Raw genomic sequence first — 926 nt, forward strand, 5'->3', positions numbered from 1 at the left:
CCTGAAGTTAGTTGAGCTCTTTCCGGCGACTCCTAACAACCAAACATCTTGGAAGACCTATTGCAGCGATGCCTCCCAGTTACCTTTAGACAAACATCAAGGCAAACATTTGGTCATTATTGCTGGTATAGGTGGTGACGAAACGATGAGCCTGATCAACCAGCTTCATCAGAAGTTTCAAAACCTTGATATCGATTATCTGCTCTGCCCTGTTTATCACCAATATGCACTTAGGCAGCACCTCATTAAGCTCGATTTTTCTCTGCTTGACGAACAACTGGTGAAAGAACGAAAGCAGTTTTATGAAATACTGCATGTTTCTTCGTGTAGTGGTTTAAAGAAGGAAATATCTCCGGCGGGTAGAAAAATTTGGCAGGGTGAAACGGAAGTTCAAGCTGAGATTGCCCATGAGTATCTGGCGCGCGTTCTATCTCACTACAAAAAATCCCGAATTAATCACGGAGATAAAGTCGATGAGGTCATACGCGCCTATGAGCTTTGCGCTGAACATATACAAGCATAAAGAAGTTGTGGGCAGAAGGTTCCACCCCTCACTTACTCAACCCAACAAGAAACATTGTACTGATTCACCAGCGAGCCGAGGAAAGCACTGCCTACAAAACGATTGCTGTTTTCAATCGAGTCTGACCCCATTGAAACGCTTTTACCTAAAGCTCTTAAGGTAAACCTCTGACATCTTCCAATCTTCATCAGGGTCGATTGTATAGCTGAAGGGGCGTGGCGTGGTATCCGCTTCGATAATACTCTTTATTAATTCGTCAGCTTGAACCGGGTTGTAGACTCTAAAAAGTAACTCTCGCGTCTTATTCCAGGTAATTCTCGCTAAAGGCACAGCATTCCCGCCGGCTCGAAGGTCAACGTCCAATTGCTGGCAAAAAGGCTCAATTTCTTTTGCTTCCTCTGGA

1 protein-coding gene and 1 pseudogene are annotated in these 926 nt (G+C 44.5%); one reads left to right on the forward strand and one right to left on the reverse strand.

Annotation, left to right across the window (positions count from 1 at the left end):
* Positions 1-523: tRNA (adenine(22)-N(1))-methyltransferase TrmK (locus A3766_RS07220; protein ID WP_068642018.1), on the forward strand; the 523-nt coding region annotated here is incomplete at its 5' end.
* A gap of 141 nt (positions 524-664) precedes the next feature.
* Here A3766_RS07220 and A3766_RS07225 read toward each other — a convergent pair.
* A pseudogene (locus A3766_RS07225) lies at positions 665-926 on the reverse strand (DUF695 domain-containing protein); the annotation flags it as partial.

This window comes from Oleiphilus sp. HI0132, from assembly GCF_001635845.1.